Origin of the sequence: Clostridium sp. SGI.024, from assembly GCF_050315195.1 — a bacterium.
In the GTDB taxonomy this organism is placed as follows: Bacteria; Bacillota; Clostridia; order Clostridiales; family Clostridiaceae; genus Clostridium.
In genome coordinates, this window is record NZ_JBNPON010000104.1 from 1 (window position 1) to 6,301 (window position 6,301).

The 6,301-nt window shown below is 31.1% G+C and carries 3 protein-coding genes; 1 reads left to right on the forward strand and 2 read right to left on the reverse strand.

Annotated features, from left to right (window positions below):
* Nucleotides 1–11 precede the first annotated feature (11 nt).
* The gene (locus tag ACQRD5_RS16490) at nucleotides 12–1,070 is read left to right on the forward strand and encodes a YkvI family membrane protein (RefSeq protein ID WP_427747068.1); all 1,059 of its coding nucleotides are present in this window, start codon (nucleotides 12–14) and stop codon (nucleotides 1,068–1,070) included.
* Nucleotides 1,071–1,203: 133 nt separating this feature from the next.
* Here the strand turns inward: ACQRD5_RS16490 and ACQRD5_RS16495 are convergent, their stop codons facing one another.
* Both ACQRD5_RS16495 and ACQRD5_RS16500 read right to left on the reverse strand, forming a co-directional pair.
* Nucleotides 1,204–2,604: a peptidoglycan-binding domain-containing protein gene (locus ACQRD5_RS16495; protein WP_308779519.1), complete on the reverse strand. Its 1,401-nt coding sequence runs from the start codon at nucleotides 2,602–2,604 to the stop codon at nucleotides 1,204–1,206.
* A gap of 75 nt (nucleotides 2,605–2,679) precedes the next feature.
* Entirely contained in the window at nucleotides 2,680–6,246 is a 3,567-nt protein-coding gene (locus ACQRD5_RS16500; protein WP_427747069.1) for a S8 family serine peptidase, read from the reverse strand.
* Between the last annotated feature and the right edge of the window lie 55 nt (nucleotides 6,247–6,301).

Genomic DNA, 6,301 nt, shown 5'->3' on the forward strand with positions numbered 1-6,301 from the left:
GGGGACTTTAAATGAAAAATGAACTTTCTAAAATTTTTCAGGTAGCTGTTGTTTTCATAGGAACAATAGTTGGTGCTGGATTAGCATCTGGACAGGAAATTAAAGAATTCTTTACATCGTATGGTGTAGTAAGTTTCTTAGGAATTATAGTATGCGGTATATTTTATATTATTCTCGGATCTATAGTTTCCAAGATAAGTATTAAGTATGAATTAAACTCTTATGGTGATGTTATAAAAATTGTCAGTCCGAATATTCTTGGTAAAATCACAGGAGTAATAACTACACTTTATTTGATTTCTAGTGCTTCTATAATTTTAGCTGGCAGTGGTGCATTAATTAATCAATTTTTTGGAATTCCAAAGATTATAGGATCATTAATTATGGTAGTGATAGCTATCTTTTTCTTATTAAGAGATACCGATGGATTAATTGAAATAAATTCCTTTATTGTTCCAATACTAATTACTACTATTACCCTTATTACCTTATTATATTTTATGTTTTGTAAGGATATAGTGTCCATTGAACAAATAACAAAGTTTGAAGCTACTAAGAAAGGAATAGCATTATCTACAATTCTTTATGCTGGATACAATACACTTTGTTGCCTAGGTGTTTTAGTTCCTTTAAGCAATCAAATAAAAAAAACTAAAACAATGTTTCTTGGAATTTCCTTAGGTGCATTAGGATTAGTGCTATTAAGTTTTTCAATTAATTTTTTACTTATGATAAACCAACCTTATATACATAAGTATGAAATACCATTATTATTTGTTGCCGAACCCTTTGGAAATATAATTCAAGCATTATTATTAATTGTTATATTACTTGAAATGTTCTCTACAGAAGTTTCTGATGTCTATTCAATTAGTAAAACTATAAACAACACCTTTAAAATAGACTTTAAAAAAGGAATTTTTATAGTAATTCTAATTGCATTACCTATATCTAGAATTGGATTTTCTAACCTTATAGGTTCATTGTATCCATTTTTTGGACTTCTTAGCTTAGTATTTATTACTCAGACAATATATTTTTATTATAAACATAAAAAAGAATTAAATTAATAATATATCTGAATTATAAGGTTTAATATAAAATTAAGGAATTTATAAAAAATTATTTATAGGATAATATTTTTATAAATTCCCAAAAATAAAATATTTGTAATCTATATCTGTTATAACTTCTTCTTTATTACTACATATCATCTAAATAATTAAATCTTGGTACTGATCTATCATAATAATTATCAAAGGATCTTGGTGGTATAAAAATTCTTTCTACAGATTTTGTACTTCTTCTAAGTTCAGCTATTCTAGTTACTCCCACATATATATCAGAAATTTTATACCAAGTCGCATAATCAACTACTCCCGTCTTTGGTAGATTAAATACCTCTTGAAAAACTCTAACTGCTTCAGCAGTACTCTCTCCAAACACTCCATCTTGTGATACTTTTGGAATTAATGGATAGTTTTGTGATATCCTATTTAAATATTCCTGTATTGATTGGACCTCTGGCCCAGTTGAACCTACTATTAAATCATAGCCTGGATATGACTTAGGGATCCCCTTAACTTGCTCAGCCGTTACTAACTCTATATCACTTCCATAAAAATTAGTTAAAATTTCGTAAGGAGTTCTTCCTTGATCTCCTAAATACTTACTTCCCCATTGAGTCATCCATCCAGGACAAGTAACATTTTTTCCATCACAATACTGTGTTAATAGAGGCTGTTTTCTTCCTATTCTCCTTATATAAGTTGCAAAAATATCATCTACTACTGCACTTATACTTTCAAATATGTTTCTTCCATAAGTAAATGCATGATCATAAGCTGTTGAGTTTGTTATATCAAAATTTTTGCCCTTACCTCTATACCATTCTGTATATATTCTGTTTAAAGTAAATGATATTATTGCATAAACATTGGCTCTTATGGTGCTTTCTGGCCAAGTTGAATAAATCTCACAAGATGCTACATTCTTTACATACTCCTTATAAAGCACTTTATAATTTGGTGCAGATGTATTATTAGGACCTCCAGCATGAACTACTATAAATTCTGGTACAACTGGCTTTGGCAAAACTACTCCACTTGTTGGTGGTGGAAGAGGTTTATCAACTTCTTCTGGAATCTTTTCTGGATAATTACCATTTAATGTATTAGGGCCTATATTTATTATTTCATTAGTATTCCCACCTTGATTATTTTGTGATGAATTAGTTGTATTGGGTGGTATATTTATATTTTCCATTCTTGTTAATATTCCTGAAGATTCTATAAGATTACATTGTTGTATGGCTAGCTCATCAGGAAATACTTGGCACCTATTTATTAATATACTTTGAAACCCCTCTCTTTCCACTAGTATATCGTACATACTATATGGAATTTGTCCAGTTGGTTGCTGTGAATACTCTAATGGTGGAGCTTCTAAATCTATAATTTGAGATTCTCCCATTGAATTTGTAGATAATGATATTACTTTTGCACTTGGGCCACCTTCTGATGGTCTTATAGTTATTCTTGTATTGTCAACAGGTATATAAGTTTCATTAACAAAACATTGAACTTTTAGCCTACCTTGTGGCATATATTTCTCCTTTATTATTTCTCCTTTAATTAATATATGTGTTATTTTTAATTTTGTTCTTTTTATATAAATTAACTACATATATTCAGGTTTTCTTATGAATAACTTCCCAACATTATATTCTTCATCATCTCTTGTACTCTCAACTCCTCCAGATAAATTTTCTCTTATTGAATCAAAAACTCCTTTCATATTTAAGGCTCCATATCCCCATTGCTCATTAGGATATTTATCACCAACTCTCATGGTAGTCCCTCTTATCAAATAACTTCTAATTTTTATAGGATATAAGTTTTTGTCATTACCTTCTACAACTCCCCATTGTACTAAAAGCGCACAACATCCTGCTGTAACAGCTGTTGCTACTGAAGAACCGCTAACTTTTTTAGTACCTCCTCCTGGTGTCGTAACAGTAGCATTTATGCCCCCTGCTGCAAAATCAGGCTTTACTCTACCATCCCTAGTAAATCCCCTTCCTGATTGTCCAACCGTTGCATTGTTATTTTGATTATAAAATGCAGCTACTATAGCTTTTCTTGCTGTTCCTGGCATAGTTAATGTAGTATATTGACTTGGGCTTAGAAATTTTGTTTCTTCATCTAACAAACTCCTTTGAGGTAACCAACTCCAATACCTACCATCAACAATATAATCTCCATATAATCTAAACTGCCATATACCTTCTCTTAATCCCCTTGCTTCAATACTTATTACTTCAGATCCAGTGATTGGATCTGGATAAAGATAAGAAATTTTCATTTTAGTGCCTTCATAAATGAAGTTTACATTTTCTACTTTATTTAACCTAGCTGGTATCTTCTCTATTATTTCTCCCGATGGTGATACTATACCTAAAGATACCCTATCTGGTTGCTGTGCATATATTTGAAAGTTTAAATCCTTTTGCCCTTTACCAATTTTAATTTCTATATTCCTTATTTCTCCAGACTGTATGAATCTACCTTCAGCATGTGTATCTGTATCACCTTCATTTCCTGTTCCAGTAACACAAACAACACCAATCTGATTACTTATAGATTCAATTGATCCTTCAACTTCACTAGTACCATCATGGGCTCCTGTATTAGTTCCTAGAGGAATACAAATTATCATTGGCATCTTAACATCACTTGCTAACCTGGATAAATATCTTATTCCTAAAATTATATCTATGCCTAAGTATCTACCTTCCTTAATGTTGTTAATCCCTGCTTTTCTCTGTAAAATCTTAGCTGCTTCCTTTAATTTAACTGCTGCAAAATAGCAATTTGGTGCAGCACCTTTAACTTCTGGATTATACCCCCTAGCTCCAACTATACTAGCAATTGAAGTTCCATGACCTATAACATCTCTACTATTGACTATATCATATGGATTTCCACCATTTTTGCTTATCTGTATAGCCTTATTTATATCATCCTCCTTATACTCTATTCCCATCTTTACTCCATATACCTCTTGATTTCCATCTATAGTTTGATCCCATATTCTTAAAATTCTTGTTGTATCATCCTCATTCATAAATTCCTTATTTAAGTAATCTATACCTGTATCAATAATACCTACAATAACACCTTTTCCATTTAATTGAAGATAAGGATTGTTATGAAATAATGTTGCCCCACTTGCATCTACTGGTGAAGTTTCTTCTAAAGTATAAATTGCTTGAACTTCTGAAGATACAATATCTTTTATATATGGCTTAATTTCCGAAATTCTATTATAAGGTATAAATACTACTGCATAGTTAGTATCTAATATAGCAACAGAAGCACCTGGAAGTTCATTTATTTTCTTTAATTCTTCTAAAGAATTATATTCAACAAGAATCCCTATTACTTCTTCTTCATCTTGATTTTCATTTTGTTCAAGCCTATCAATAAGACCATACATGTCATTACTTCTCCTATTCATCATAAAACCTATATTTTCAATGACTTTCTCTATAGCAGAACTTAAACAAACTTCACCATATCCCCAAGTAGGGTCTGGATATGTTATATCTGTTCTACTTCTATTTGCAGATACCACTAAAAAATACTTAAGTCTTTCGCCATAAAGATAAGGATCATTTTGTTTTACTATTCCCCATTCCATCATTAAAGCAGCTATTCCAGAAACATGTGGTGTTGCCATGGATGTACCACTTTTATAATCAAAGCTTCTATTAGGCACTGAAGAAATTATCCCTTCCCCTGGGGCAACTAAATCTGGCCTTATAGGCTGATAAATTGTTTCCTTACCTCTTCCAGTAAAAGGTGATATATTGTTAGTTAAATAATTATAACTTCCAACTGCTATAACATTAGTTACTGTAGCTGGTATTCCTAAAGTATTTAAAACAGTTGGTTCTAAAAATTTAGTACTAACATTTAAACCCTCTCTAATTGGTAGCCACATATCATAAACTCCAGAATATTTATTTAACAAATTAATTCTAGCTTCCCATTGACCAGATAATATATATTGACCACTTGATAATATAGCAATTGTAATTTCTCCAACTATATCAAAGGGTTTTGGTCCTGAATAATAAACTTGATATCTATCAGTTCCTATTGTCCCTTCGTAATATCCTTCTCTAACAACTATATCTCCGCTAGTTGCTGCAGCAGGACTAGTTATTCTAATAGATATATCTGATAAAACAGGCTTATATAAATTTAATACTATTCCAGGCTCATCTCCTGCTACATTTATAGATATTTTATTTTGTTTTCTTAAGTTTCCTCCTATATGATGTGCTGAATCCCCTTCATTCCCAGCTGCTATTACTATTGTCACTCTTTCTAATATTGATATGGTAGAAATGTATTGTTCTAGAAGACTTGTTCCATTATGAGCTCCATCATTGGTGCTAAGGCTAATATTAACTACTAAAGGCTTTTTCAAAAATTTCCCCGCTTCTACTAAGAACTTTAATCCCTTCATAATATTGCTACTAAGTGCAAAATTACCTCTTGTACATTTAACCATAGCTATGGAACTCTTAGGTGCCACCCCATAATATTCAGTATTAATACTTCCTCCTGCACATGCTATGCCTGCTACATGAGTTCCATGCTCAACAGTATCAATAGATGGAACTATGGAATATGGATCTTGACTTTTTAAAGCATTATTTATATCATCCTTGCTATATGACTTTCCACCCTCACTTAAATCATAAATATAATCTATTCTAGTGGTACCATCACTATTTCTAAAGGCTGGATGAGTATAATCTATACCTGTATCTATAAATCCAACTAAAACTCCTTCACCCTCAATACCATAATTATTTCTTGCTTCTGGTACACAAGCTGCTCTATTACTACTAGCATCTGTAGTATATAATTGCTTTGGTAACTCAATATATTCAATAGATGGGATATTAGCAAGATCAATTACCTTTTCTCTTGGAATTGTTACTAATCCAAATCCATAGCCTAAATCGTAGTAACTTCCACCTACCTTTTCTATTTCTCTCCTTACATTTTCTGGTGTATCTCCTGATATAATAGTAACTTCTATGGTACTAGTTCCTTCTTCACCTGCTCCAACATTTATTCCTAATTTACCAAATAAACTTTTAGATATGTTTTGAACTAGCCCTAATCCTGAATTTATCTTATTTGAATTTATATTTTCTATTAATATCACCTCAAAAAGTAATTTATACTAATATATGACTAGGTAAATTGATGTGATATTATAA